This is a genomic window from Nocardia sp. NBC_01329 (assembly GCF_035956715.1).
GTDB lineage: Bacteria > Actinomycetota > Actinomycetes > Mycobacteriales > Mycobacteriaceae > Nocardia.
In genome coordinates this window covers 5365502-5390625 of sequence record NZ_CP108381.1, presented here as the reverse complement: position 1 = coordinate 5390625, position 25124 = coordinate 5365502, and the positions used below count along the sequence as shown (strand labels likewise).

Sequence of the window (25124 nt, the reverse complement as noted above, 5' to 3'; positions counted from 1 at the left end):
CCCTGCCCTATCGAGGGATCGGCTCAGGGGCGGTCTCTCACCGGCACGGGGCTCCGCGGTGCCGGTGTGTTGTCGGCACGGGTCCGGTCAGAGCAGACCGAACCAGTAGAACGCACAGGCCAACGCCCACACGACCAGCGTATCCATCCACACTCCCACTCGTTGTCGTAGCGGATGCCTCCATGATGCCCGAGATATACCGATCCCGGAGCTGTCCCCCCAGCTGTGCCCCGACCTTGTCTGCACTGTGACGAATCGTGGTCTCAGCGTTATAAGTTCACGTTAAGTGTGCGCCAAGCGCGGGGCCGCATTGTTGGTGTCGAGGCCGGAGAAACCGGTAACGAGAACACCGCGAAGAGGGACCCGCCATGATCAGCAAGCCGACCACCGCGCCCGCTCCGGGCGCCACAACCGCGGTAGGGCCGGCTACCGGTCCCGCCGCGGTTACCGAGGGTTCGCCGCACACCGACCTGGCCGGTCGGCGCGATATCGGCCGGGCCGTTAGTGCACCGCGATCGTCGGCGTCGCGCCGGACAGCCTGTACGGCACCGGCGAACGAGAAATCGGCCTCGGGGTGGAACCGAACCGGTCGAGACGGGCGTCGAACTGTATGCGACGTGTCACCTGATCGGGGACGGTCGCACCGAACTCGGTGAGTTCGGCCGCCGTCGGTAGCCGAATATGCCGCGGGGGTGGGTACGGACCGGCGCCTGGGGAGGAACCGGAAAGTACTCGGTTGGGGGAACGGGCGGATCCGGGAGGATCCGTCTGGGGAGGGTGGGGAGGTTCCGGGCCTGGGGAGGAACGGAACCCCCTCGATGGGTGGTCTGCACGACCCGGCGGAGTAGCCGGGGCTGCGGGTGGGTGGGCCGGTCTGTCTCGCGGGGTGGCAGACCGGCTCATCGGCCGGGCGGCGTCCGCCCGGGCCGGCCTCGCGGGGTGACCGGCCCGGCGGACGGCCATCGGGCGATAGTTCGGCTCTTCCGGATGCTCAGCGGTGAATCGGTATGGGCAGTAATGCAGATGACCGGTCGACAGCCAGCGAAAGGTAACCGTTCGCAGATCTGAGATGGCAGTGCCCCGCGGTCGACGGCCGGCCGGACAGCGAAAGGTATCTCATCGTCCGGACGGCCTTTCGGGCCTCCGTTGATGAAGAAATCCTCATCCCGGCCTCACGGTCGAATCATCGTTGTTGGGCATAGTGGCTGTTATGTCCGGTTCTCGTTCTTTTGCGGCCGTGCTCGCCATGGCCGGCTCCGCCGCTGTTGTGCTGGTGGGGTTCGCCCTCACCCGTTCGCCCGAGCCTGAGCTCGAACCCTCTTCGGTGTCGGTGAGTGTGGCTCCCACCAGTCAGGCGGCGCCCCCGGCGAGCTCTTCTCGTGACGATTCCGGGCGGTCCGTATCGCCGCCCCCGGATGCTCCGGGCGGACGGCAACAGTCGACCCCGTTGCCGTCCGCCGCACCCCCGGCACCCGCCGTTCCTGCCCCGGCGCCCAGCTCCGGTCAGGGTGACGACGACGCCCCCGGCGGCGACGATGCGGACGACCCGATGGATGACGATGGCCAGTTCGACGGCGATGATTGAGCCTGCCCCCACCCTTCCCGTCGTCACCCAGGAGTTGTTTCCACTGCGGCCACCGCCTCCGGCCCCGGAACCCGAATCGCTGCGTCCGGCCGGTGCCGATTCGATGGCGCGCCGACGCGGGTCGCGGCTGCCCGCCCGCTGGAAGATCACCGCCTGGATCATGCTCACGACGTTCGTGCTGCTGGTCGTGGTGCTGGTGACCGCCCGTAACCTGCTGCTGCGCGATGTCGATACGCGTGCCAACGCCGATATCGCGCAGGAAGCCGACGAGTTCCGCACCTTCGCGGACGAGGGCGTAGACCCGACCACCACCCGGCCGTTCATCTCGGTCGAACGCCTGCTCGAGATCTATCTGCTGCGACAGTCGCCGATCGACGGCGAAGTGATGGTGGGTGTGGTGGACGGTGCGCAGGTCGGCGGTCTGCGCGGCAACGTGCCGGCGGCGGTGGCCGCGGACCCCGCCCTGTTCACCGCGGTGACCGCGTCGGAGCGGACCTCCGGGGTGGTGGTATCCCCGGCGGGGGAGATGCGCTGGGGCCGGGTGGATGTGGAATCGGGCAGCAGCCGCGGGGCGTTCGTGGTCGCCGCGTTCACCGAGATCGGACGCGCGGGCGTCGATCGGACGATGCACATCATCACCGCGGTGTCGTTCGCCGGACTTGCCTTGACCACCGGCATCGCCTATCTGGTGGCAGGGCGGATCTTGTTGCCGGTCCGGACAGTGCGGGCGGTGGCGGCCGAGATCGGCGAAACCGATCTCACCGGACGTGTGCCGGTGGAGGGGCGTGACGATATCGCTGCGCTGGCGCACACCTTCAACGACATGCTCGACCGGCTCGAACACGCCTATACGACCCAGCGCCAGTTCGTCGACGATGCAGGTCACGAACTACGGACGCCGATCACCGTGGTCCGGGGCCATCTCGAACTGCTACCCGAGGATCCCGAGGAGCGTCGCCGCACCCTGGCCCTGGTCGACTCCGAACTGGCTCGGATGGGGCGTCTCGTCTCCGATCTGCTCATGCTGGCGAAGGCCGAGCAACCGGATTTCGTGGTCCGACGTCCCATCGATATCGCCCAGACCATGCTGGATATCGAATCCAAGGTACAGGCGCTGGGGGAGCGACGCTGGCATCTGATGGAGGTCGCCGAGGGCACCGCCTGGATCGATGTTCAGCGGGTCACCCAGGCGATGCTGCAGCTCGCCGCAAATGCCGTCGCGCACAGCGCGGACGGGACCACTGTGCAGCTGGGTTCGCGGTTCGACGGGGACGAGCAGGGCCGCACGCTGTCGCTGTGGATATCCGACCGGGGGCCAGGTGTGACACCGGAGGATGCCCCGGTGATCTTCGATCGGTTCAGGCGCGGCCGCCCGGCCGACAGGTCCGGCGCCGACCGCCGGACCGGTGCCGGCCTGGGGCTGGCCATCGTGCGTGCCATCGCCGACGCGCATTCCGGGTCGGCCTGGGTACGCAGTGTGCCCGGCGACGGTGCCACCTTCGGGCTGGATCTGCCGGCCGACCCCGCGCATCCGGTGGGCCGCGTTACCACTGAACCGAACGACCGCAAGAGGTAGGACATGAGCCGAATCCTGATCGCCGAAGACGATGTGCACATTGTGGCCTTCGTCGGCAAGGGGCTGCGTGCGGCGGGATACACCACCGAGCACGTCGCCGACGGCGAGACCGCGCTGCTGATGGCCCGCTCCGGTTCGTTCGACATGGTGATCCTCGATATCGGGCTACCGGCCATGGATGGTTTCACCGTGCTGCGCCGACTGCGCGGTGAAGGTGTCCGGACGCCGGTGGTGGTGCTCACCGCGCGAGACAGCGTCGACGATACGGTCGCGGGTCTCGAAGGCGGCGCCAACGACTACATGACGAAGCCGTTCCAGTTCGCGGAACTACTGGCGCGGGTGCGGGTGCGGCTACAGGACGAGACCACTGCCGGTGCGCCCTCGGATTCGCTGTCACACAACGATCTGAGCCTCGACCTACGGTCGCGGCGCGTCCACGTCGACGGCCGGGTGGTGGATCTCACCGCCCGCGAATTCGGCCTGCTCGAGGTCTTTCTCCGGCATCCCGACCAAGTGCTGAGCCGGGAGCAGATCCTCGGGCAGGTGTGGGGCTACGACTTCGATCCCGCCTCCAATGTGGTCGATGTCTATGTGCGCGCCCTGCGCGGCAAGATCGGCGCCCGGCGGCTGCAGACCGTGCGCGGGATGGGGTACCGGCTCTCGTGACCGAATTCCGTACCGTGCCGCGCCGGCCCCGGCTCCCGGCACCCCAGGTGTCCATCGCCACCGGCGACATCCCCCGGGTGCCGTTGCTCGCCGCCGTGGCAGGTGTCCTGATCTGCCTGGGATTCCTGGCCGCGGCCGCCGCGGGCGATCTCGGCCGCGAAGGGCTGATCACGCTGGTGATCTTTGTGGTGGCTATCTGGATGTGGGTTTTCGCGCCGGTTTCCGACACTTATGTGGCGCTGGGTGCCGCGGTGGCCCTGGTATTAGCGGGCCCGATCGATACCGAGACCTTCACCGGCACCCTCGGCGATTCGGTGATCTGGCTGCTGGTCGGCTCCTTCCTGATCGCCGCCGCCGTCACCGCCACCGGCCTGTCCGCCCGCGTCGCCGCCCGGGTGCTGGGCCTGGCCCGGTCGCCGCGCCAGCTGGTCCATCTGCTGACCGTGGTACTCATGGTGACCACGTTCGCGATCCCTGCGACATCGGGCCGGGCCGCACTGGCACTTCCGGTTTTCCTGTCACTGGCCGCAGTGCTTCGCCACCGGCCGCAGCTGGTGCTGGCACTCGCCGTCGCGATTCCGTCGGTGATCCTTTTCTCCGCAGTGGGTTCGCTACTGGGCGCGGGCGCGCACCTGATCACCAGCGAGATCGTGGCCACGGCTACAGGCGAGGGGTTCCATTTCCTGCAGTGGCTGGTCCTGGGCCTGCCGCTCGCGGTGGTCTGGTCTCATCTGGCGGCGGAGACAGCACTCGTGATCTTCGCCGATCGCGCCGAGCGCCGGACACCCCTGGCACTCTCGGCAAACGCCTTCGACGAGGCGGCCGGTACCTCCGTCCGCGGACCGCTGACCGGCCCCCAGAAGCGCGTGATCCTCGTACTCGCCGCGGTGGTCACGCTGTGGTGCACCGAGATATGGCACGGGATCGATCCGGCCATTGTCGCTGTGCTCGGGGCGTTGGTGGCCACCGCGCCGAAGATCGGCGGGACCAGCCTGCCGACCGCCGTGAAAACCATTCCCTGGACCCTGCTGCTGTTCATGGCGGCCACGCTGTGCCTCGGTATAGCGCTGACCACCAGTGGGGCTTCCGCTTGGCTGGGCGGTCTGATCTTCGAACCGGTGCAGTCGCTCGGACCTGCCGCCACCACCGTGTTCCTGGTTCTCACGGTGGTGGTGTCGCTGCTCGCCCATCTGATGATCCAGTCGCGTTCGGCGCGATCAGCGGTGCTGGTGCCGATCATCGTCGCCACCGCGCCGGCGGTGGGTGTCGATCCATTGGCCGCCGCTTTCTTGTCTACGGCCGCCGCGGGCTTCTGTCACACCATGACCAGCTCGGCGAAACCGATGGCCGTCTTCGCCGAATCGGAAACTGTGCCGGGTTTCCGGCCCGAACATCTGCTGCGCTATTCCGCCGTCGTCGCGCCGCTGTCGATCGTGCTGCTCCTCGCATTCGCGGTCTGGGTCTGGCCGCAGCTGGGACTGAGCCCTGTCGCCTGACCCGCCGTCGTTCAACCCTCTCGAAAGGCACCATGATGTCCCTCCGCGTTCCGCAGCGCATACTCGTCGCCCCGAGCGGGTTCAAGGAAAGTCTCGACGCCGAACCGGTGGCCCACGCCATCGCCGCCGGCCTGCGCCGGGTGTTGCCCGGTGTGCACGTGGATCTCGCCCCGATCGCCGACGGCGGTGAGGGCACCGCGGCGATGCTGGCCGCCGCGACTGCGGGTGCACTGCACCACCTCGATGTGGTGGGCCCGGTCCAGACCGCGGTACGCGCGCACTGGGCGCGACTGGGGCCGGTCGCGCCGGATACCGCCGTAGTCGAGGTGGCCGCCGCCGCGGGGCTACGGCATGTTCCCCGTGATCGCCGCGACCCCGGCGCCACCACCACCTTCGGGGTCGGTCAGCTCATCGCGGCCGCCCTCGACGCGGGAGTCGGCACGATCGTGGTGGGTTGCGGCGACTCCGGTACCTGCGACGGTGGCGCCGGCGCGCTGCAGGCGCTGGGCGCGCGCATCCTCGACGACCGAGGCGAGGAGATCGGCCCCGGCGGAGGCGAACTCGGCCGGGCGGTCCAGCTCGATCTGTCGCGGCTGCATCCACGCCTGGCCGACGCGGAGGTGGTGGTGGCCGGAAACCCACACAATCGGTTGTGCGGGCCGCACGGTGTCGCCCGGATCTTCGGACCGCAGAAGGGCGCCTCGCCGGAACAGGTCGAAGTACTCGCCGCGGCGCTGGAACACTGGGTCGCGATCTTGGAACGGGACGGCCGCGCGGCCGGTGACCTGCGTTTCGGGCCGGTCACCGGTGCCTCCGGCGGGCTGGGGGCCGGCCTGGCCGGTGGGATCGGTGCCCGGTTGCGCTCCCGGTTCGACGCACTGCTGGACTCCGGTCTCACCGGTGCCGATCTGGATCGCCGGATCGCTCAGGCGGATCTGGTGATCACCGCCGAGGGAGCGATCGACCTGCAGACCCCGCACGGCAAAGTGCCCGCCGAGGTCGCCCGGCGCGCGCGGGCGCACGGGGTACCAGTGGTCGCGCTGGCCGGGCAGCTCGGGGAGGGCGCGCCGCTGGTCCACGATGTGGGTATCGGCGCCATCGCCTCGATCATCCCGGTTCCGATGCCGCTGTCGCAGGCCGTCGCCGACGTCGAGCGCCTACTCACCGACGCCGCCGAACGGATGATGCGAATGATTCTGGTGGGCGGGGCGCTTTCGGTGCGCTTGGGCAGTGGCGGAAACAGTCGGGTCCGGCCGCCCGCCCGGCGCTCGACGGGGCCACGTATCGGTGCTCGCGGCCGGGTCGGGGGGCAGCAGCGGTGAGTTCGACACCTTGACTGTGCATGCGTTGTCCGGCGCTCCGATCCCACGGGCGCCGGTGATCGCCCACCTGTATGAGCCGGTCGATCGCGGAAATCCGGTTGAGCCTCCAGATGCCGTTCGGCCGGTCCCGCGGACCACTTCGGGCAGGTGGGTGAGTACGCCCCCGAGTGCGGGTGAACGAGAAAGGCGCCTGACCGGTTAACCCTTGTCAGGCGCCTTATCGTGTCTCGACCAACACGAGTCGGGGTGGCGGGATTTGAACCCACGACCTCTTCGTCCCGAACGAAGCGCGCTACCAAGCTGCGCCACACCCCGTGAAGTGGACCTGCGATAGCTTACATCAGGTCCGGTCCGGAAAAGAAACCGCCAGTTCAGGGCTCTTTTCCGGCGGTGTGCAGCTACCGGGCGACTGCCTGCGACGTCGAGAGCCCGCGACCGGAGTTGGTTACCGGCTGTTCGGGCGGTACGGCGACCAGGGTGAGCAGCGTCGCCTCGGGTCGGCAGCAGAAGCGATAGGGCGCCCATGGTGACGTGCCGATACCGGCCGAAACGTGCAGCCTGGTGTGGGCACCCCACTTGGACGGACCCTTGACCCGCGACCGATCGATATCGCAGTTGGTGACCAGGGCGCCGTACCCGGGCAGACAGAGCTGGCCGCCGTGGGTGTGCCCGGCCAGGACAAGGTCGTAGCCGTCGTCGGCGAAACGGTCCAGTACCCGCGGCTCCGGGGAGTGCGTCAAGCCGATCCGGAGATCGGCGAGCGGGTTCGGGGCGCCGGCGACGGTGTCGTAGCGATCACGCTGCAGATGCGGATCGTCGACGCCCGCGCTGGCGATACGGATACCGCCCACCTCGATATCCCGGCGAGTGTGCGTCAGATCCAGCCACCCGCGCTCGGAGAACGCCGCACGCAGATCTTTCCAGGGCAGCGGAGCACCGTGGACGCGTTTGTGGTTTTTGTCGAAGTATTTCAGCGGGTTCTTGGGAACCGGCGCGAAGTAGTCGTTGCTGCCGAATACGAACAGACCCGGCCGCGACAGCAGCCCGCCCAGCGACTGGACGACAGCGGGCACAGCTCTCTGATGCGACAGGTTGTCCCCGGTGTTGATCACCAGGTCGGGCTCCAGCCGGTCGAGCTCGCGCAACCATTGCTGTTTGAGTTTCTGCCCAGGGGTCATGTGCAGATCGCTGATGTGCAATACCCGCAGCGGGGACGAGCCCGGCCGCAGCACCGGCATCGTCGCCTCGCGGAGTACGAAGGCATTGCGTTCGATCAGTGAGGCATAGCCGACTCCGGCCGCCGCGGCTCCGGCGGCGCCGAATGCGGTTCGGCGAAGGACCGACGTCGAGATCACGGGCATTTGCCCAGCATAGGTGACCCGGTCGCTGTGCGCGCAGCGTGTTGAGCCACAGTTTCGGCGGTGTGGCGGGCCGATGACGCGGTGTGACAACTGGGCACAAGCCTGTGGCCTCGGGAAATATCCGGATGCCCACGAGAGCGAACACGCCTGGTTCAGCGGGTAATCCGGTGGGCGTGGCGGGGTGCAGCGGCTACCGTTCTGCGCATGTCGGAACTGAAAACGAGGCTGCGCGCCGATATGACCGCCGCGATGAAGGCGAAGGATTCGCTGCGTCTGAACACCCTGCGGATGATGCTGGCCGCGATCCAGACGGCCGAGGTGGCCGGGAAGGAAGCCCGCGAACTGTCCGACGCCGAGGTCGTGGCGGTACTGACCAAGGAATCGAAGAAACGGAACGAGTCCGCCGAGATCTACACCCAGGCCGGCCGCGGTGAACTGGCTGCCAACGAGCATGCCGAGGGCCGGATCATCGACGAGTACCTGCCCACACAGTTGACCGAGGCCGAGGTCGCCGACCTGGCCGATACCGCGATCGCTGCGGTCGCGGAGGAAATCGGCGAACGGCCGGGGATCCGGCAGATGGGCCAGGTCATGAAGATCGCGTCCGGGCTCGCCGCGGGCAAGGCCGACGGTTCGCGGATCTCGGCGGCGGTGAAGGCGCGGCTGTAGGACCGGGTTTCCGGTCCGGGCCGCGCCCGCACCACCGCGATTACCGCGGGATGGGTATCGGGATCGGGATCGGCGGGAGGAACGGCGGCAGCGGCAACCCCGGTACGCCCGGGGCGGGCGCTGCCGGCCGGCCCGGCGGCGGTGGCTCGCGGACCGTGCCGTCGCTGATGTAGATCGTCACCTGCGAGCCGGGAATCGCCGACCCGTTCGGCGTGGACCCGGTGACCGTGCCCTTGGGAGCCGAACCGGGCGAGGTCACCGAGGTGACCTTGAAGCCCGCGCCGGTGAGCGCTCCGGTCGCCTCGCCCGCCGTCATCCCGACGACATCGGGTACCTGCGCGTTCTCCGCGCCCCGGACGTATTTCTCGTCGACCGGCGGCAGAGTCGGCGGCGGGAAGTTCGAAACGACATTCTTGACGGCACCGAACCAGGTCCGGGCGGGCTCGTTACCACCGAACAGGCCGTTGGCGTCGCTCGCCGGGCAGTTGCGCAGCGGGAAGGAGCAGATCTCACCAGGGGTCGGGCTGTCGCCGTAGACGTAGACCGAGCCCGCGAGCGAATTGGTGAACCCCAGGAAGGCCGAGGACCGGTGGCTTTCGGTGGTCCCCGTCTTGGCCGACACCGGAAGGTTCCATCCGGTCGTCCCGGCGGCCGCCGAGGCGGTACCGCCGCCGGCGGAGTCCTTGCCCATCGCATTGGCCAGGGTGTTGGCCAGACCCGGTTCGACGACCTGCTCGCATGCCTGCTCGGTGAGCGGAACCGGCTTGCCGTAGCGGTCGATCACTTCCGCGATCGGCGAGGGCGGGCACCAGGTCCCGCCGGAGGCGAGGGTCGCGGCCACATTCGATAGTTCCAGTGGATTGACCGCGAGCGGGCCGAGGGTGAACGAGCCGAGATTCTGGCCCTTGATCATATCGGCGAGGCTCTGGTTGTCGTCGTGTCCGGAGGTGCCGGGATCGGTGTAGGAGCGTAGGCCCAGCCGGACGGCCATATCCACGGTCGGTGTCACGCCGACGGCCTGGATCAGTTTCACGAAGGCCGTGTTCGGCGAGGTGGCCAGCGCCTCGGTGACCGACATGGGCGACCGGTAGTTGCCGGCGTTCTCGACGCAGTAGGTGGCAGGCGGGCAGCCGGGGGCGCCGCCGTTACCCATACCCCGGGCATCGAACCGGGACGGCACGTCCAGCTGCGCGTTGGTGCCCATACCCTTTTCCATCGCGGCCGCGGTGGTGAACAGCTTGAAGATCGAGCCCGCGCCGTCACCGACCATCGTGTACGGCTGGCCGAGCAGGGTTTCGTGCGCGTCGCGGTTCAAGCCGTAGGTACGACTGCTCGCCATCGCGAGCAGTGGATGTTTGTCCTTGCCCGGGCCGATCAGCGACATGAGCGAGGCGATGTTCTCCAGATGGGGGTCGGCGTTCGCGTTGACCGAACGTTTCACCGAATCCTGGACCGCGGGGTCCAGGGTGGTTCGGATCAGGTAGCCGCCCTTTTCGATCTGTTCTTTGCTGAGCCCGGCGTTGGCCAGGTACGACAGGGCGTAATCGCAGAAGAAACCGCGGTCGGCGGCGGCGATACAGCCGCGGGGCAGACCCTTCGGTTCCGGGAGCACGCCCAGCGGCTGCGATTTCGCGGCGTGGAACTCCGCGGCGCGGCTGGGAATATTCTGCATCAGGGTGTCCAGCACGGTATTGCGGCGATCGGTGACACCCTCGGGGTTCGTGTACGGGTTCAGCTTGGAGCTGGACTGCACCATTCCGGCCAGCATCGCCGCCTGGGCGATGTTCAGGTCCTTGGCGTCGATTCCGAAGTAGGTCTGGGCGGCGTCCTGGATGCCGTAGGAGGAATTGCCGAACGGGACCAGGTTCAGATAGCGGGTGAGGACCTCGTCCTTGGTGAGTTCCTTGTCCAGGGTCAGCGCCATCCGGATCTCGCGGATCTTGCGCGCCGGGGTGGTCTCGATGGCGGCCCGGCGTTCGGCGTCGGTTTTGGCGACGACGAGGAGGTTGAAGTTCTTCACGTACTGCTGGTCCAGCGTCGAGGCGCCTTGCTGGACCTCGCCGCTGCTGGTGTTGGTCAGGAAGGCACGAATGGTGCCTTGCCAGTCGACACCGTGGTGGTCGGCGAAGCGCTTGTCCTCGATGGAGACGATGGCCAGCTTCATATCGTTGGAGATCTGGTCGCTGGGTACTTCGAACCGGCGCTGCTCGTACAGCCAGGCGATGGGATTACCGGCCGCGTCCACCATGGTGGAGACGGCGGGGACGGTTCCCTCGACCAGTTCCGCGGACACGTTGTCGACTGCGTCGGCGGCGCGGTTCGAGACGAATCCGAAACCTCCGGCGACCGGGAACAACAATCCGGCTACGAGCACGGAGGCGAGTACACAGCTGCCCGCCAGCTTGAGGAGCGCACGTGTGATCGGCACAGCACCAGCGTAGAGGGTCGCTGTCGGGGGTTCGTGAAGTGTGGACACCGGGTGTTGTCTCGGCTGATCAGTGGATTGAGCGGGGCGTATCGCGGCGGGTTCCTGACGTGCATATACGGGCCGGAGGGCGGCGGACCGGGGACCGCGCGCAGGCACGGACGTACCAAAAAGTCAGCACTCGGTCTTGCGCAACCGGCATACCTTTACCTAGATTGAGAGCTCAGTGTGATAGAGCTAACACTCAATGTGGAATGTGGTGCACTTCGCAGCGGGGTTCGGGTTGCTGCGGAGTGGCACGCGATTCCGGAGCGCCGTGACCCGGTGTTCGGACTGGCAAAGGGGCACACCAAATGCACATGACAACCCCCGTCGCTCGATTGGACGTAGAGGAAGCCGAAGCGAGGATCGCCTGGGTGGCTCAGGCTCGATGCAAGGAAGTGGACCCCGATCAACTGTTCGTCCGCGGCGCCGCTCAGCGCAAGGCGGCGACGATCTGCCGGCACTGCCCGGTCCTGATGGAGTGCGGGGCGGACGCCCTGGACAACAGGGTCGAGTTCGGGGTGTGGGGCGGGATGACCGAACGCCAGCGGCGGGCGCTGCTCAAGCAGCATCCCGAGGTGACCTCCTGGTCGGACTTCTTCCACGCCCAGCGTCATCACCAGGTGGCTATGTAAACGAATTCCCTATTGGACTACCGACCGCCGGGCACTCGAGTTTCGAGTGCCCGGCGGTTTGCCTGATCCGGCCCGATCGGGCCGGGGCGAACGGGGCGGATCAGGTGTCCGCGGCGGTCTGCGTACCGGCCAATTGCGCCCCGACCGCGCGCAAGGCGACCAGATCGGTGACGTCGAACGGCAGGGACGTCACCGATACGATCGGCACCCGCGGGTGCGCACCCGTGAACCGGTGCAACAGATGCTGTTCGCGCCGCGCCGTCGAGACCCGCTGACCGTGCACGCGCAACACTCCCGCCGATAGCGGATCCGAATCATCGAGGCGGTCGGCGGCCGTGAGCGCGTGATCCGAGGGCAGTGAGCACAGGACCGGATGCGTCCGGTTGAGCACCAGGCCGGCCAGCGGCATCTTCTCGGTCGACAACCGGTCCACGAAGAACGACGCCTCACGCAGCGCGTCGGGCTCCGGTGCGGCGACCACGAGGAAATGGGTGCCGGGTTCGGCGAGCATGGCGAATGTGCGGTTGGCGCGCTCCTGGAAGCCACCGAAGAGCGATTCGAGCGACTGCAGGAAATTCGAGGCGTCTTTGAGCATCTGGCCGCCCACGATCGTCGAGACCCCGCGTACCGCCAGGCTCATCGCGCCGGTGACGAACCGTCCGACCCCGCGCCCGGGCGCCATGATGACCCGGATCATGCGGCCGTCCAAGAAGTTGCCCAGCCGTTTGGGGGCGTCCAGGAAATCCAGCGCGTTGCGTGAGGGCGGGGTGTCCACGACGATCAGATCCCATTCCCGGTGGCCCACGAGCTGACCGAGCTTCTCCATCGCCATATATTCCTGCGTGCCGCCGAACGACGAGGCCACCGCCTGATAGAAGGGGTTGGCGAAGATCTGCTCGGCCTTGTCCGGAGCGGTGTGCTCCAGCACCATCTCGTCGAAGGTGCGGCGCATGTTCAGCATCATGGCGTGCAGCTCGCCTTCGGCTTCGGGCCCGAGCTCGACTCGTTGCGGACTGTTGTCCAGATCCGCGACCCCGAGCGACTGGGCCAGCCGGCGGGCCGGATCGATCGTGAGCACAACGACCTTGCGGCCCTGCTCGGCCGCGCGCAACGCGATCGCCGCCGCCGTCGTGGTCTTCCCGACGCCACCGGAACCGCAGCACACCACCACGCGGGCCTCGGGGTCACCGAGAATGGCGGAGATATCGAGGGGTCTCGGACCGGCCGGTCGGGTGCTCATCGGACTCCCTGCTCGTTCAGGTGTGCGGCCAGTTCGTAGAGGCCGCCCAGATCCATACCGTTGGGCAGGGCGGGCAGCAGCAGCCGGGCGACCTCCAGATCGAGAAGTTCGGCCGCGCTGGTGTCCTGCGCGCTCAGGGTGGCCGAATGTTCGACGGTTTCGGTGAGCAGGCCCGCGAAGTCGGCGGCGGACAGCGTGATTCCGGCGGATTCCAGACCGGCGCGCACGGCTTCGGGGTCGAGTTCGCCCGACGTCACTGTGGCTCGGGTCGCCGCGCTGAGCGGGCTGTGTGCGGCGCGATTGACGATCACGCTGCCGATACGCAGGTCGTTGCCGCGCAACTCGGCGATCGCGTCCAGGGTCTCCTGCACCGGCAGCGCTTCGAGCAGCGTCACCAGATGGATCACCGTTTGATCCGAATGCAGCAGTTTGGAAACGCCTTCGGCCTGGGCGGCGATCGGACCGCCCTTGGCGAGTTCGGCCATTGCCTGGGTGACATCGAGGAAACCGGCGATCCGGCCGGTCGGTGGCGCGTCGACGACCACCTCGTCGTAAGCGGGACGCCCGGACTTATCGGACCTGACCGCGCACTCCTTGATCTTGCCGGTCAGGATCACATCGCGCAGACCCGGTGCGATGGTGGTGACGAAGTCTATGGCGCCCATCCGGCGCATCGCCCGGCCGGCGAAACCGAGGTTGTAGAACATATCGAGGTATTCGAGGAACGCGTGCTCGGTCTCGAGTGCGAGTGCCACCACTTCGCCGCCGTCGTCGGCGGTGGCGATCTTCGTCTCGGTGGGTGGCAGCGGCGGCAGGTCGAACAACTGGGCAATCGATTGCCGGTTCTCCACCTCGACCAACAGCACCCGGCGCCCGCCGGCGGCCAGCGCCAGGGCCAGGGCCGCGGACACGGTGGATTTGCCGGTGCCGCCCTTACCGGATACGTAGTGCAGGCGGGCGTCAGTCGCGCTGTCGGGCCACCCCGTCTTCAGGCCCGGTTCGGCCGATTCCGACATCGTCGTTGGTTCTGCCACGGTCGCGAGCCTATAACTCACAGTGGGCGGATGCCCGCATACTCCGTTTTGTGTGGATGTGGTGTACCAGACACCGGGACGGGCTCTCTATCGCCGGACCGGTGATCGCACTGTGAGCCGGGTCCATCGAACCAAGTAGGCTCCGTGCGCATGAGCGATGTGACCCTGTGGGAATACGCGACCGTACCGCTGCTGACCCATGCGACCAAACAGATTTTGGATCAGTGGGGCGCCGACGGCTGGGAGTTGGTGACGGTGCTGCCCGGGCCGACCGGTGAGCAGCATGTCGCCTACCTCAAGCGGCCGAAGCAGTAAGCGCCATGGGGGAATCCGAAGCGAATCGTCCGGTGACCGAATGGCGCGCAAATCTCGACCGGCTCGGCCTGACGGTACCTCCCGTGGTGGCGCCGGTAGCCGCCTACGTGCCCGCGCTGCGAACCGGAAACTACGTCTATACCTCCGGGCAGTTGCCCTTCGTGGCGGGTGAACTGTCCGCGGTCGGCAAGGTCGGCGCCGAGGTATCGCTCGACGAGGCGGTGACCGCGGCCCGCTGGTGCGCGGTGAACGCGCTTGCCGCCGTACACGATCTGGTCGGCCTGGACGAGGTCGTGCGGATCGTGAAGGTGGTCGGATTCGTGGCCTCGGCACCGGGTTTCACCGATCAGCCGCTGGTGATCAACGGTGCCTCGGAGTTCCTGGGCGAGGTGTTCGGTCCCGCGGGCGCGCACGCGCGCTCGGCGGTCGGCGTCTTCGAACTGCCGAAGAACACCCCGGTGGAGGTCGAACTGATCGCCGAGGTGCGCTGAGCAGGCCGGACGGCCCTGGTTCGGCGGACCCGGCGCGGAGCCCATAGATTCGAACAGGCAACTTTCGAATTGGAGGTGTTGTGGTGACACTCACCCATCCCGCTTACGGGCAACTGCGTGTGGTGACGCCGACGGCGTCGGTGCTGCTCGCGAACAATCCGGGACCGATGACCCTGGAAGGTACGAACACCTGGATCCTGCGGTCATCCGAGCGCACGGATTGTGTGGTGGTCGATCCGGGCCCCGACGACGCGGAGCACATCGCGGCGGTCGTCGGGGCGACCGGCGGCGCGGTGGCGCTGACCCTGATCACCCATCGGCATCTCGACCACACCGGCGGTATCGACGAGTTGGTTCGCCTGACCGGGACACCGGTTCGGGCGATGGACCCGGAATTCCTGCGCGGTGACGTGACCGTGCTGACCGACGGCGAAATGATCGCGGTCGCGGGCTTACGGATCACCGTCCTGCACACCCCCGGGCATACGGCTGATTCGGTGAGTTTCCTGCTGGAGGACGCGGTCCTGAGCGGGGACACGATTCTCGGTCGAGGAACCACGGTGCTGGATCGTGATGGCACGCTGCGGGACTATCTCCGGTCGATGGACCGGCTGCTAGAAACGGGTGCCGGGCGGGCCCTGCTGCCCGCGCACGGACCGGATCATCCGGATGTGGAGCCGGTGGCCCGGTACTACATCGCGCATCGGCACGAGCGACTCGCTCAGGTCCGTACGGCCTTGGCGGAGCTCGGCGCCGACGCGGACGCCATGGATGTGGTTCGCAAGGTCTATTCCGACGTCGACGAGAGCTTGTGGCCGGCTGCCCGCAGTTCGGTGGAATCGCAGCTCACGTATCTGCGGTCGGAGCCGGACACGCAGCACTGAGCCGAACGGATTCCGCACGGGCGGCACCCCGGGGCGACAGCCCTAGGGGTGCCGCCCGTGCCGGGTGGAAACGTGCCGGTGACAGTCGAGCGCGCGACAGTACGAACGGCACCAGGGCCCGCCCTCCGCAATCGGGTGGACCCCCGGGCGCACCGGGCCGTTCGTGCGGTGTCAGCGGGCTCGGCGGGCCAGCCGCTCGGAATCGGAGATCAGTACGCTCTTGCCCTCGAGGCGCAACCAGCCGCGATGCGCGAAATCGGCGAGTGCCTTGTTGACCGTTTCGCGGGAGGCGCCGACGAGCTGCGCGATCTCCTCCTGAGTCAGGTCGTGGGTCACTCGCAGCGCACCGGCTTCCTGGGTGCCGAACCGCTGCGCGAGCTGCAGCAGCGCTTTGGCGACCCGGCCGGGGACATCGGTGAAGATCAGATCCGCGAGGTTGTTGTTGGTTCGCCGCAACCGGCGGGCCAGTACCCGCAGAAGCTGTTCGGCGATCTCGGGACGCTGGTCGATCCACGACTTGAGCGCCTCACGGTCCATGGTCACCGCGCGGACCTCGGTCACCGTGGTGGCGGTCGAGGTACGCGGACCGGGATCGAAGATGGACAGTTCGCCGAACATATCCGAAGGACCCATGATGGTCAGCAGATTCTCCCGGCCGTCCGGGGATCGGCGGCCCAGCTTCACCTTGCCGGACGTGATGATGAACAGCCGGTCTCCCGGTTCACCCTCGTTGAAGATGACGTGACCGCGAGGAAAATCCACGGGCTGCAGTTGTTTGGCGAGCGCAGCCACCGCGGTGGGCTCAACGCCTTGGAAGATGCCTGCTCTGGCGAGGGCCTCGTCCACGAATGTGCTCCTTAGGGAAATGGCTGTAGTCGTCGGGCGGACCGATGCGGTTCGGCCGACAGTGCAGTCTACGCGGCCTTATCGACGCGCAGTGACAGACACCACGTAAGGATGGTCGACCACGGTCGGGTCGGAGCGGTGTGGCGCCCGCACGAGTCAGCTCGCGCGGGCGATGTCGAGGGTCTCCGGCGCCTCCTCGCTGCGATTGCGGCGGCGGCGCATACGCGCGACCGCCGCCGGTAGTCCGAGCTTCGTCAGCTCGTTGACCTCGGCGTTGCTGGCCTTGTCCAGGTAGGCCTGGACTTCCTCGTCGGGCTCGAGAAGTTTGCGCAGACGGTTCTCCACTCGTTCCATGCCGAGTGCGAACAGCATCAACACCACTGGGAAGAGCACCACAGCGAGTCCTTGCATGCCGGGTAGTTAACACGGTCGAGGTCTCAGATGGAATACGGGAGTAGAACTGAGAAGGCAACGTTGTCGGACGGTTCCGTATGGTGGACGGGTGCGTACCTCCCCCTCAGAATCCGTCGGAAGCGACAATTCCGGCACTGTCGAGGCGGTCGGCGCGCGCCCGGCGGCCGATAGGGCACGCACCCGCGGATCCGGTGCCCGACCGGCGGAAACCCGGTTGGGTCTGGTGCGCCGCGCCCGCCGGATGAACCGGCTTCTGGCACGTGCGTTTCCCGACGCTCATTGCGAGCTGGATTTCGGTAATCCTCTGGAACTCGCGGTGGCCACGATCCTGTCGGCGCAATGCACGGATGTGCGAGTGAATATGACCACTCCGGCTCTCTTCGCCGCCTATCCGGACGCGCGAGCATATGCGGAGGCCAACCGTGTGGAGCTGGAAGAACTCATCCGCCCCACGGGTTTCTACCGCAACAAAACGAATTCGCTCATCGGCCTCGGCCAAGCCCTGCTCGAACGGCACGACGGTGAATTACCTCACACGATGGCGGAGCTCGTCCGATTGCCGGGCATCGGACGTAAAACTGCCAATGTCATTCTCGGTAACGCATTCGGAATTCCGGGTATCACCGTGGACACTCATTTCGGTCGATTGGTCCGTCGCTGGGGGTGGACAGCCGAGGAGGACCCGGTAAAAGTCGAACACGCGATCGGTGCGCTGATCGAGCGCAAGGAGTGGACGATGCTGTCCCATCGGGTGATCTTCCACGGCCGACGTGTCTGTCATGCCCGGAAACCAGCGTGCGGGGTGTGCCTGCTGGCCAAGGATTGCCCGTCGTTCGGCGCCGGGCCCACCGACCCGGAGGCAGCGGCCGCACTCGTCAAAGGACCGGAGGCGCCGCATCTGCTCGAACTGGTGGGCCGGTGACCCGGGTACCGGTTTTCTGGAAATGGGCATTGACGGCTGTAATCGTGGCATTGGCGGCGGCGGTCGCTTTCTGGCCGCGCGGCGGATCGGACGACGCCGGATCCGCCCCGGAGCCCGCCCGGCAGATCGATCCCGCGCTGCGGGCAGCGTCCGGGGCGGCGGGATGCCCGACCGGGCCGGCACGGCCGGACGATCCGGGGCCGCTGACAGATCTGGTCCTGAGCTGTCTCGCGGACGGGTCTCCGGCTGCCCCGGTAGGGGCGACCGGCCGGCCCCTGGTGCTCAATCTGTGGGCGTACTGGTGCCAGCCCTGCCGGACCGAACTGCCCCTGTTCCAGGAATATGCCGACCGGGCAGGCTCGGCGGTCCGGGTGGTCACTGTGCACAGTGACCCCGACGAGACGAAGGCGCTCGCGCTGCTCGCCGCGTTGAACGACGAACTGCGGGCGCAGGGGCGCCCCGAGTTACACCTGCCCGCTCTGCAGGACCCGGACGCCCGCGTCCGCGCGGCCGCGCAGGCCCCGACAGCCCTGCCGATCACCGTCCTGGTCCGCCCGGACGGTTCGATCGCCGACTACGTAGCTCGCCCGTTCCACGACGTCGACGACATCGCCGCCAGTGTGGCGGACGCCCTGGGAGTCGCCGCATGATGCGATACCTTCGCCTTCGCTGCGGCCTCCGCGGACCGCATGCAATCCCTTCGCGGGAGGTTCTGTGATGCGATGCCTCCGCCTTCGCTGCGGCCTCCGCGGATCGTATGTAATCCCTTCGCGGGAGGTTCTGTGATGCGATGCCTCCGCCTTCGCTGCGGCCTCCGCGGATCGTATGTAACCCCTTCGCGGGAGGCTCCGTGATCGAGGGGCAGGTGCCGCCCTGGCTGAATGGGGCGGCGGGGCCCGGGCAGCCCGATTTCACCGACACCTTGGGCCGGGCGCGGATACTGCGCCGGAAGCTGGCCGGTCAGGTGCGGCAGGCTGCGGTACTGGTGCTCTTCGGGGGTGATCCGTCGGGGGACCCGGACTCGCCGGGCGGGCTGCCCGCCGACGCCGATGTTTTGTTGACTCAGCGCGCGTCCACCATGCGCCAGCACCGGGGGCAGGTGGCCTTTCCCGGTGGCGCGGTGGACCCGGGTGACGAAGGCCCGGTCGATACCGCGCTGCGGGAGGCCTGGGAGGAAACCGGCCTGGACCGGGCCGGAGTGCAGCCGATCACGACGCTGCCGAAACTGTTCGTACCGCCTTCCCGTTTCGATGTGACCCCGGTCGTCGCCTACTGGCGGACCCCGAGCAATGTCCGTGTGGTGGACCGCGCGGAAACCGATCGGGTGGTGCGGGTTCCGATGGCGGAACTGCTGGATCCGGCCAACCGTTTCCTGGTGCGCAGTGCGCTCGGGTACTCGAGTCCGGCGTTCCAGGTGGACGGAATGTTGGTCTGGGGACTGACCGGCGGCATACTGGCCGGACTCGTGACTTCACTGGGCTGGGAATCGGAATGGGACCGAACCGACGTGCGTGATCTGGAAGAGGCGTTGGCCGCGGTGGGGATGGTGTTGTGAGCTCCTCTGCGTGGCTCGATATAGCGGTTGTCATATTGGCGCTCCTGGCCGCCTCCTCGGGGTGGCGGCAGGGCGCGGTGGCGTCCGCGTTGGCTTTTCTCGGGGTGGTTCTCGGCGCGGTCGCCGGCATCCTGATCGCCCCGCACATCCTTCTGCACATCGAGGAGGGCCGCAGCCGGGTACTGGCCGGTGTGCTGCTCATCGTGCTGCTGGTGATCGTCGGCGAGGTCGCCGGGATGGTGCTGGGACGGGCCGCGCGCAGTGGGATGACCCATCCGTTCGCCCGCGGGGCCGACAGCGCCGTCGGAGCGGTACTACAGACCGGCGCCGTACTGGTCACGGCCTGGCTGCTGGCGCTTCCGCTGGCGACCTCGTCGCAGCCCGCCATCGCGTCGGCGATCAACAGTTCCCGGGTACTCGCCGATGTGAATCGGGTCGCACCGGACTGGTTGCGCCAGTTGCCCAACGAGTTCTCCAAACTGCTCAACACTTCGGGGCTGCCCGATGTCATCGGTCCGTTCGGGCGCGCACCCATCGCCGCGGTGGAACCCCCGGACCCCAGTGTGCTGGCCAGTCCGGTGGCGGGTTCCCTGCAGCAGAGTGTGCTGCGTATCCGCGGCGTCGCGCCGAGTTGCCAACGGGCACTGGAAGGGTCCGGGTTCGTGGTGGCACCGGAACGGGTGATGACCAATGCGCACGTCGTGGCCGGTACCACCAGCGTGACAGTGGATTCCGCCGCCGGACCGTTGGACGCGTCGGTGGTCGAATTCGATCCGTCCATGGATATCGCGGTGCTGGCGGTGCCCGGGCTGGTCGCGCCGGTCATCCCGCGGGCACCGGAACCGGCCGAATCGGGAGAGAGCGCGATCGTTCTCGGATACCCGGGCGGCGGCCGGTACACGGCGAGCGCGGCCCGGGTGCGCGAGACACTGGACCTCACCGGCCCGACGATCTACCGGGACGGCACCGTCGAACGCGAGGTCTACACCGTGCGCGGTTCGGTGCGGGCCGGTAATTCCGGTGGGCCCCTGGTCGATACCGAGGGCAATGTGCTCGGGGTGGTGTTCGGTGCTGCCGTCACCGACGACGACACCGGCTATGTGCTCACCCTCGACGAGGTCCGGGAACGTATCGACAGTGCACCGTCGGCCGGTTCGCCGGTGGATACCGGTCCGTGCGTGTTGAGCTGACAGGACGAGGCCGGGGCGGCGTAGCTCCTGCCCGCCCTCCGGCTCTGTGCGGGCTGTGCGGCCCGGCAGCTGCCCGCAGGACGTACTGCCGCCTGCTCTCCGGCCGTGCGCGGGCCCGAGATGGGCGCTGCTCGAGGACGAACTCCGCCCGGCAACGCCGATCAGGCGTAGCGGCCCGGTCTTCGCCGGTCCGTTCCGGCGAGCAGTTTCACGATCTCGGCGGTGACCGCGTCCGGATTCTCCTGATGCGCGAAATGCGCAGCGTCACGGATGGTGACCACCCGGCGTTGCGGTGAGAGTTGCGGTCCGCGATGCACAGTGGCGGGCAGGATGTACCGGTCGTACTCGCCCCGCATCGATACCACCGGAATATCGATCGGTTTACGCATCACGGCGATGAACCGGCGGCCGTCGGCACGCCATTGACTGCGGAAGGCCCAGCGGCGATATTCCAGCCCGCAATGGGCCGTGCCGGGAATCTGGATGGCCGAACGCATACGGTTCGCGCTGTCGGCGAAATCCGGGGTCCGCGCCCAGGAGCGCGAACCGCGCCCGGCCAGGATCGTGACGACGCCGGCGCCGTCGTCACGGGTCAGCCGGGCTTCGGGGAAGCGCGGGAGTTGATCACGCAGGAACTCCGGCAACCACGCGCTGCGCTGAGCGTTGTCGCGCAACACCGAGGTCTTGAGAGCCGCCGGATGCGGGGAGGACACTACGGCGATCGACCGCACGAGTCGTGGATGCAGGACCGCGGTCGCCCAGCAGACCAGGCCCCCGTCGGCATGCCCGACCAGCGTCGCGTCGGTGTGGCCGAGTGCGCGGATCAGCCCGGCGATATCCCCGGCCAGCGTCCAGCCGTCGTAGCCACGAGGGGGTTTGTCGCTGTCGCCGTAGCCGCGCAGATCGACCGCGACCACGTGGTTGCCGAGTTCGGCGAGCGCGGTGAGTTGATGGCGCCACGACCACCAGAAGTCCGCGAAACCGTGCAGCAGCACGACCAGCGGCGCCTCCGGATGCTCCGGTCCCGCGCTGGCCACGTGCAGCCGTATCCCGTTGGCGTGCACATCGCGGTGCGTCCAGGGACCGCCGAAGCGCACGCTGGACGGGTCCGGTGGAAAGTTCGACGCCACGTCGTCCGAGCGTAGTGAATGCCGGGGTGTCGCCGTGGGCCGGACCCGCCTACCGCTGCGTGGTCTTCTCCAGCGCGCTCGAGTCGTCGTGACTGCCGAAGCCGGAGGGCAGGACCGTGCGGGTCTGCTTGAGCGAATCGATGGTCTTCTCCGGGGCGCGCAGCTTCTTCACCTTGCGGTAGCCGAGAAACGCCAGCAGCGCCGTCACCACGATCATGAACGCGAAGACGATCCAGAACGCGGCCCACCGGGTGAGCCAGATGTCCAGGGTCTCGGCGACGGCGAAGAAGAAGAAGAAACTGCTGAACAGCAGCACGGTCAGCGCGCCGATGAAGAAGACGCTGCCCTGCAGGCCCTTCTTGATCTCACCGGTGACCTCGGCCTTCGCCAGGGCCACCTCGGCGCGGACCAGGGTCGAGACCTGTTCGGAGGCGTCGCGGACCAGACTGCCGAAACTGGCCGATGCGTGCGGGTCGATCTCGGACAGCGGAATCGAGGTGACCGCGCCGCCTCGTACACCGTCTCCGTTACCGCCCTGTGTGACACTCACGTGGTCGACCCTCTCCCTGTCCCGGTCCTGCTCGGTCTTACTGTTCTGGTTCTAGCGCATCCGCGTCTCGCCGCGCTCGGTGGACACGCCCACGCCGCAACAGTAGCGCCGAACCGGCCGGCGATGCGGCCATGGACGTCACCGGGACCGCGGCCTCGGCGAGTTCGGCGGAATCGGGATAGTTCTCCAATGCCGGTTCCGCCACGAGCAGGCTAACGGTGAACCCGATCGCGCCGAGCACCGACAGGGCGAACATATCGCGATAGCCCAGATGCGCCGCACGTTCGGCGATTCCGGTGCGGAGGGCCGGCCAGCTCACCCCGAAGATCTCGACGGTTTTGCCGACCAGCAGGTTTCCGCACGCGCTTCGTCACTCCCCGGACGGCCGTGCACGCGCTCCGGAGCCGGGTGCCCGGGCCCACGGAATCAGATCGCCCGAGGGGCGGAAGGTTCGCGTGGACGGGCGCCCGGATCGGTTCGGGTCAGTCGGAGCGACCGGCGCGGATGGCCTCGAAAACCCGCGGGTCCACCAGGGTCGAGGTATCGCCGAGTTCCCGGCCCTCGGCCACATCGCGCAGCAACCGTCGCATGATCTTGCCGCTGCGGGTCTTGGGCAGTTCGGGCACCACGTGGATCTCCCGCGGCCGGGCGATCGGACTGATCTCGCGGGCCACTTCGGCCTTGAGTTCGTCGACCATGGCGGCCCCGGTATCGGTCGCACCGGCGGTGAGGATCACGAACGCCACGATGCCCTGACCGGTGGTCTCGTCGGTGGCGCCTACCACTGCCGCCTCCGCTACTCCGGAGTGCCCGACCAGCGCGGATTCCACTTCGGCGGTGGAGATGCGGTGGCCGGATACATTCATCACGTCGTCGACCCGGCCCAGCACCCAGAGGTCGCCGTTGATGTCGAGTTTCGCCCCGTCGCCGGCGAAGTACCAGCCCTGTTCGGCGAAACGGTCCCAGTAGGTGGCCCGGTAGCGCTCCATATCGCCCCAGATGCCCCGCAGCATCGACGGCCACGGCTGGTCCAGCACCAGGTAACCGTTGGCCTCGGTCTCGCCGCGGCGCACGGGTTTGCCCTCTTCATCGACGACCGCGGCCGTGACACCGGGCACCGGGGTCATGGCGGCACCGGGTTTGGTCGCGGTGATACCGGGCAGCGGGGAGATCATGATGGCGCCGGTTTCGGTCTGCCACCAGGTGTCCACGATCGGTGCGGTGCCGGAGCCGATCACGTCCCGATACCAGCGCCAGGCCTCCGGGTTGATCGGCTCGCCGACCGAACCGAGCACCCGGATGCTGGACAGATCGTGCGCGTCGGGAATCTGGCGGCCCCATTTCATGAAGGTGCGCACCAGCGTCGGCGCGGTGTAGTAGATCGTGACGCCGTACTTCTCGATGATCTGCCAGTGCCGGTGCTCGTCGGGGAAATTCGGCGTGCCCTCGTAGAGCACCTGGGTGGCGCCGTTGGCCAGCGGGCCGTAGACGATATAGCTGTGCCCGGTCACCCAGCCGACATCGGCGGTGCACCAGTACACATCGGTCTCGGGTTTGTGATCGAACACCACCCGGTGCGTGTAGCTGGTCTGGGTCAGATAGCCGCCGCTGGTGTGCAGGATCCCTTTGGGCTTACCCGTGGTCCCCGAGGTGTAGAGGATGAACAGGGGATGTTCGGCGTCGAAGGCCTGGGCCTCATGGACCGGGTCGGCCTGCGCGACGGTTTCGTGCCACCAGAGGTCGCGGCCCTCGGTCCATTCCACCTCGGTACCGACGCGGCGCACCACCAGCATGTGTTCCACGCTGGAGGGCACATCGCCCTTCGCGAGCAGTGCTTCGTCGACGGCCTCCTTGAGCGGTGCGGGGTTACCGCGCCGCCACTGGCCGTCGACGGTGATGACCAGGCGGGCTTCGGCATCGTCGATCCGCTGGCGCAGTGCGGTCGGCGAGAAGCCGGCGAAGATCAGGGAGTGGGGGAGGCCCAGGCGGGCACACGCCAGCATCGCCACGATGGTCTCGGGGATCATCGGCATATAGATCGCGACACGGTCGCCCGCGGTCAGCCCGAGTTCGGTCAGATAGTTGGCGGCCCGGCTCACCTCGGCGAGCAGATCGGAATAAGTGATCGTGCGGGAATCGCCCGGCTCGCCCTCCCAGTGCAGCGCGACCTTGTCGCCGCGCCCCTCCAGCACATGGCGGTCCACGCAGTTGTACGCGACATTGAGCCGGCCGCCGACGAACCATTTCGCCACCGGGGCATCGGTCCAGTCGAGTACCTGGTTCCACCGCTCGTGCCAGTGCAGGTGATCGGCCTGCTCGGCCCAGAACGTTTCGCGGTCCTGCGCGGCACGCTCGTAGATACCGGCATCGACATTCGCCGCGGCAGCGAACTCCGCGCTCGGCGGGTAGGCGTCCGGGTGATCGGCGGTTTCGGTCATCTGAGTCACTTCCTTCGCGTTACCTGCACCATAAGGGGCCACCTGTGACCCTAAACTCTCGCTCCACCCCGCCGCGGTGATCCCGGGACGAATGGTCGCCGGTGCCCGGTGAGCGGCAGTCGGCGGCGGACGAACGGTGGCGGTCGCGAGGTGGTGGTCGCGAGGTGGTGGCCGCGAGGTGGTGGCGATCGATGCGAGAGTTCACGAACCCGGCGGGATCGCGCAACGGGGCCTATATTCTGCAGACGACTCTGCGGGGTGCAGGCATCGATAAATGACGAGCCGGGAGGGTGTGTGAGGGGATCGTCGTGGGTGCTGCGGGTCGTCGGCCCGGTGCT

General features: G+C 67.8%; 23 protein-coding genes, 1 tRNA gene and 1 pseudogene. 14 read left to right on the top strand and 11 right to left on the bottom strand.

Annotated features, from left to right (window positions below; all coding sequences use genetic code 11):
* Positions 1 to 1210: 1210 nt before the first annotated feature.
* Genes OG405_RS24530 through OG405_RS24510 form a run of 5 tightly spaced genes read left to right on the top strand, consistent with a single transcriptional unit; the run spans position 1211 to position 6645 of the window.
* Positions 1211 to 1585, top strand: a complete 375-nt coding sequence (locus tag OG405_RS24530) for a hypothetical protein (protein WP_327148781.1) — start codon at positions 1211 to 1213, stop codon at positions 1583 to 1585.
* On the top strand, positions 1578 to 3161 hold the full coding sequence (locus OG405_RS24525; protein WP_442790602.1) for a sensor histidine kinase: 1584 nt from the start codon (positions 1578 to 1580) through the stop codon (positions 3159 to 3161). The genes OG405_RS24530 and OG405_RS24525 overlap by 8 nt, the downstream gene beginning before the upstream one ends.
* 3 nt (positions 3162 to 3164) lie before the next feature.
* Positions 3165 to 3827: a response regulator transcription factor gene (locus OG405_RS24520; protein WP_327148780.1), complete on the top strand. Its 663-nt coding sequence runs from the start codon at positions 3165 to 3167 to the stop codon at positions 3825 to 3827.
* The gene (locus OG405_RS24515) at positions 3824 to 5323 is read left to right on the top strand and encodes an SLC13 family permease (protein ID WP_327148779.1); all 1500 of its coding nucleotides are present in this window, start codon (positions 3824 to 3826) and stop codon (positions 5321 to 5323) included. Before OG405_RS24520 ends, OG405_RS24515 begins: the two co-directional genes overlap by 4 nt.
* Before the next feature lie 35 nt (positions 5324 to 5358).
* The gene (locus tag OG405_RS24510; protein ID WP_327152496.1) at positions 5359 to 6645 is read left to right on the top strand and encodes a glycerate kinase family protein; all 1287 of its coding nucleotides are present in this window, start codon (positions 5359 to 5361) and stop codon (positions 6643 to 6645) included.
* A 241-nt stretch (positions 6646 to 6886) separates the two neighbouring features.
* Here OG405_RS24510 and OG405_RS24505 read toward each other — a convergent pair.
* A tRNA-Pro gene (locus tag OG405_RS24505) sits at positions 6887 to 6960 on the bottom strand.
* A gap of 83 nt (positions 6961 to 7043) precedes the next feature.
* The gene (locus tag OG405_RS24500) at positions 7044 to 8006 is read right to left on the bottom strand and encodes a metallophosphoesterase (protein WP_327148778.1); all 963 of its coding nucleotides are present in this window, start codon (positions 8004 to 8006) and stop codon (positions 7044 to 7046) included.
* Between the two features lie 204 nt (positions 8007 to 8210).
* Here OG405_RS24500 and OG405_RS24495 point away from each other — a divergent pair, with 204 nt between their 5' ends.
* Positions 8211 to 8675 (top strand): GatB/YqeY domain-containing protein, encoded by a 465-nt coding sequence (locus OG405_RS24495; protein ID WP_327148777.1) that lies wholly within the window; start codon positions 8211 to 8213, stop codon positions 8673 to 8675.
* 40 nt (positions 8676 to 8715) lie between these two features.
* On the opposite strand, the gene OG405_RS24490 is transcribed toward OG405_RS24495, so the two are convergent.
* Positions 8716 to 11103 (bottom strand): penicillin-binding protein, encoded by a 2388-nt coding sequence (locus tag OG405_RS24490; protein ID WP_327148776.1) that lies wholly within the window; start codon positions 11101 to 11103, stop codon positions 8716 to 8718.
* Positions 11104 to 11453: 350 nt separating this feature from the next.
* Between OG405_RS24490 and OG405_RS24485 the strand changes: the two genes are divergently transcribed.
* Entirely contained in the window at positions 11454 to 11777 is a 324-nt protein-coding gene (locus OG405_RS24485) for a WhiB family transcriptional regulator (protein ID WP_327148775.1), read from the top strand.
* A gap of 100 nt (positions 11778 to 11877) precedes the next feature.
* On the opposite strand, the gene OG405_RS24480 is transcribed toward OG405_RS24485, so the two are convergent.
* Positions 11878 to 13017: an ArsA family ATPase gene (locus tag OG405_RS24480; protein WP_327148774.1), complete on the bottom strand. Its 1140-nt coding sequence runs from the start codon at positions 13015 to 13017 to the stop codon at positions 11878 to 11880.
* Positions 13014 to 14033: an ArsA-related P-loop ATPase gene (locus OG405_RS24475; protein WP_327152495.1), complete on the bottom strand. Its 1020-nt coding sequence runs from the start codon at positions 14031 to 14033 to the stop codon at positions 13014 to 13016. The genes OG405_RS24480 and OG405_RS24475 overlap by 4 nt, the downstream gene beginning before the upstream one ends.
* A 168-nt stretch (positions 14034 to 14201) precedes the next feature.
* Between OG405_RS24475 and OG405_RS24470 the strand changes: the two genes are divergently transcribed.
* The 3 genes from OG405_RS24470 (at position 14202) to OG405_RS24460 (ending at position 15741) form a co-directional block, all read left to right on the top strand.
* Positions 14202 to 14366 (top strand): DUF4177 domain-containing protein, encoded by a 165-nt coding sequence (locus tag OG405_RS24470; protein ID WP_014348616.1) that lies wholly within the window; start codon positions 14202 to 14204, stop codon positions 14364 to 14366.
* A gap of 5 nt (positions 14367 to 14371) precedes the next feature.
* The gene (locus OG405_RS24465; protein WP_327148773.1) at positions 14372 to 14857 is read left to right on the top strand and encodes a RidA family protein; all 486 of its coding nucleotides are present in this window, start codon (positions 14372 to 14374) and stop codon (positions 14855 to 14857) included.
* A gap of 68 nt (positions 14858 to 14925) precedes the next feature.
* Complete coding sequence (locus OG405_RS24460) at positions 14926 to 15741, top strand: MBL fold metallo-hydrolase (RefSeq protein WP_442790787.1); 816 nt, start codon at positions 14926 to 14928, stop codon at positions 15739 to 15741.
* Positions 15742 to 15912: 171 nt separating this feature from the next.
* Here OG405_RS24460 and OG405_RS24455 read toward each other — a convergent pair whose 3' ends face one another.
* Positions 15913 to 16587, bottom strand: coding sequence for a Crp/Fnr family transcriptional regulator (locus OG405_RS24455; RefSeq protein WP_327148771.1), 675 nt, complete (start codon positions 16585 to 16587; stop codon positions 15913 to 15915).
* 156 nt (positions 16588 to 16743) lie between these two features.
* Positions 16744 to 16983, bottom strand: coding sequence for a hypothetical protein (locus tag OG405_RS24450; RefSeq protein ID WP_327148770.1), 240 nt, complete (start codon positions 16981 to 16983; stop codon positions 16744 to 16746).
* Between the two features lie 232 nt (positions 16984 to 17215).
* Here OG405_RS24450 and nth point away from each other — a divergent pair, with 232 nt between their 5' ends.
* The 4 genes from nth (at position 17216) to OG405_RS24430 (ending at position 20668) form a co-directional block, all read left to right on the top strand.
* Positions 17216 to 17923, top strand: coding sequence for an endonuclease III (gene nth, locus OG405_RS24445; protein ID WP_327152494.1), 708 nt, complete (start codon positions 17216 to 17218; stop codon positions 17921 to 17923).
* Positions 17920 to 18573 (top strand): TlpA family protein disulfide reductase, encoded by a 654-nt coding sequence (locus tag OG405_RS24440; RefSeq protein ID WP_327148769.1) that lies wholly within the window; start codon positions 17920 to 17922, stop codon positions 18571 to 18573. Before nth ends, OG405_RS24440 begins: the two co-directional genes overlap by 4 nt.
* A 200-nt stretch (positions 18574 to 18773) precedes the next feature.
* Complete coding sequence (locus tag OG405_RS24435; RefSeq protein WP_442790601.1) at positions 18774 to 19478, top strand: NUDIX hydrolase; 705 nt, start codon at positions 18774 to 18776, stop codon at positions 19476 to 19478.
* On the top strand, positions 19475 to 20668 hold the full coding sequence (locus OG405_RS24430) for a MarP family serine protease (protein WP_327148768.1): 1194 nt from the start codon (positions 19475 to 19477) through the stop codon (positions 20666 to 20668). The genes OG405_RS24435 and OG405_RS24430 overlap by 4 nt, the downstream gene beginning before the upstream one ends.
* Positions 20669 to 20829: 161 nt before the next feature.
* Here OG405_RS24430 and OG405_RS24425 read toward each other — a convergent pair whose 3' ends face one another.
* The 4 genes and pseudogenes from OG405_RS24425 to acs all read right to left on the bottom strand — a co-directional run bounded on the left by OG405_RS24425 (position 20830) and on the right by acs (position 24786).
* Positions 20830 to 21798 (bottom strand): alpha/beta fold hydrolase, encoded by a 969-nt coding sequence (locus tag OG405_RS24425; RefSeq protein ID WP_327148767.1) that lies wholly within the window; start codon positions 21796 to 21798, stop codon positions 20830 to 20832.
* Positions 21799 to 21847: 49 nt separating this feature from the next.
* A complete protein-coding gene (locus OG405_RS24420) occupies positions 21848 to 22348 on the bottom strand; it encodes a phage holin family protein (protein WP_327148766.1) in 501 nt (166 codons plus the stop codon).
* A 37-nt stretch (positions 22349 to 22385) separates the two neighbouring features.
* Positions 22386 to 22718 (bottom strand): annotated as a pseudogene (locus OG405_RS24415) (Na+/H+ antiporter NhaA); the annotation flags it as partial.
* 112 nt (positions 22719 to 22830) lie between these two features.
* Positions 22831 to 24786: an acetate--CoA ligase gene (gene acs, locus OG405_RS24410; RefSeq protein ID WP_327148765.1), complete on the bottom strand. Its 1956-nt coding sequence runs from the start codon at positions 24784 to 24786 to the stop codon at positions 22831 to 22833.
* Positions 24787 to 25124 lie beyond the last annotated feature (338 nt).

Coding starts and splice junctions, on each gene's coding strand:
- OG405_RS24530 (WP_327148781.1), top strand. CDS start 1,211: ATGTCCGGTTCTCGTTCTTTTGCGGCCGTGCTCGCCATGGCCGGCTCC.
- OG405_RS24525 (WP_442790602.1), top strand. CDS start 1,578: ATGATTGAGCCTGCCCCCACCCTTCCCGTCGTCACCCAGGAGTTGTTT.
- OG405_RS24520 (WP_327148780.1), top strand. CDS start 3,165: ATGAGCCGAATCCTGATCGCCGAAGACGATGTGCACATTGTGGCCTTC.
- OG405_RS24510 (WP_327152496.1), top strand. CDS start 5,359: ATGTCCCTCCGCGTTCCGCAGCGCATACTCGTCGCCCCGAGCGGGTTC.
- OG405_RS24500 (WP_327148778.1), bottom strand. CDS start 8,006: ATGCCCGTGATCTCGACGTCGGTCCTTCGCCGAACCGCATTCGGCGCC.
- OG405_RS24495 (WP_327148777.1), top strand. CDS start 8,211: ATGTCGGAACTGAAAACGAGGCTGCGCGCCGATATGACCGCCGCGATG.
- OG405_RS24485 (WP_327148775.1), top strand. CDS start 11,454: ATGCACATGACAACCCCCGTCGCTCGATTGGACGTAGAGGAAGCCGAA.
- OG405_RS24480 (WP_327148774.1), bottom strand. CDS start 13,017: ATGAGCACCCGACCGGCCGGTCCGAGACCCCTCGATATCTCCGCCATT.
- OG405_RS24475 (WP_327152495.1), bottom strand. CDS start 14,033: ATGTCGGAATCGGCCGAACCGGGCCTGAAGACGGGGTGGCCCGACAGC.
- OG405_RS24470 (WP_014348616.1), top strand. CDS start 14,202: ATGAGCGATGTGACCCTGTGGGAATACGCGACCGTACCGCTGCTGACC.
- OG405_RS24465 (WP_327148773.1), top strand. CDS start 14,372: ATGGGGGAATCCGAAGCGAATCGTCCGGTGACCGAATGGCGCGCAAAT.
- acs (WP_327148765.1), bottom strand. CDS start 24,786: ATGACCGAAACCGCCGATCACCCGGACGCCTACCCGCCGAGCGCGGAG.